Raw genomic sequence first — 1,003 nt, forward strand, 5'->3', positions numbered from 1 at the left:
GAGGTAATCTTTTGATAACTTTCCCCAGTAAGTCCTCCCCTTTTTCCGGACATTTACCAGTTTCTAGCAAATAAATATCAGCAGCATTACCTAAGCCTATAACGTCTGCGATTTCGGTTTGTTTGGCAGTTTCCTGCCTCTCAGCTTTTAGCTGCTCTGTTTTTACCTTATCAAATATAAATGGACTAGCTAAAACAGCAGCTCCTATCACTAACGAACCTATTAATATTGACTTACTCAACGTTTATCTCCTTTGCTATAACGCCCTGTTAAGGGGTGAGCAACGCAATACCGAAGCTTCCGCATACCGCCTTAACCACTAAAACCAACGCATAGTAAAAATGCCACGCGTTGTGAATCCCTCTTAAACAGTTTGTTAGCCCTTTGCCCAAATTTGGTACGTGTAATCAATATTTGAACTGAAACTTTGCTCAAATGTTTGCTTGAAACTCTGTGGAACTGAAGGGAAAAACACGTCGCCAGAGATGTGCTTATGAATCACTGAAAGATGGATAACATCTGCTTGTTCGATTAATGCTTTGTAAATTTCACCACCACCAGAAACAAAGACATGTGTTGTCGTATTGTCTAAGTAAGATAATGCCGATTCAATGCTGGTGAAATAAATAACATCTGGATCATTCGAGACCATTTCTGAGCGAGTAACCACAGCATATTTCCTATTGGGAAGTTTACCCATTGAGTCGAAAGTTTTACGACCGACTAAAAGCCAATGATTGTAAGTCATAGCTTTGAACAGGAGCTGCTCACCTTGTACATGCCAAGGTATATCCAATCCAGAGCCAATTACTCCATTCTCAGAAACTGCTGCCATAATGGATATTTTCATTTTTCCTCCTGAGGGCTAACGCCCGCCTAAGGGGCTGGCAACGCTACCGCACGGCTTAAATTTACAACCGTAACCACCACAGCTCATTGGGACTGGGAACGCCACGCGTTGACAGTCCCTCTTGAGGCGTTTGTTATGGCGCAATTCTCAAGT

Annotated in this window: 2 protein-coding genes; both read right to left on the reverse strand. The window is 42.3% G+C overall.

Features of this window, described 5'->3' with window-relative positions; genetic code table 11:
- Positions 1–241: hypothetical protein (locus tag R7044_RS24420; protein ID WP_225455902.1), on the reverse strand; the 241-nt coding region annotated here is incomplete at its 3' end.
- 135 nt (positions 242–376) lie between these two features.
- Positions 377–850, reverse strand: a complete 474-nt coding sequence (gene dfrA31 / locus R7044_RS24425; RefSeq protein ID WP_000703246.1) for a trimethoprim-resistant dihydrofolate reductase DfrA31 — start codon at positions 848–850, stop codon at positions 377–379.
- Between the last annotated feature and the right edge of the window lie 153 nt (positions 851–1,003).

The sequence above is a fragment of the Vibrio sp. 1402 genome (assembly GCF_033340275.1).

What these genes read in the sequence shown, in the direction of transcription:
- dfrA31 (WP_000703246.1), bottom strand. Translation starts at nt 850, where the DNA reads ATGAAAATATCCATTATGGCAGCAGTTTCTGAGAATGGAGTAATTGGC.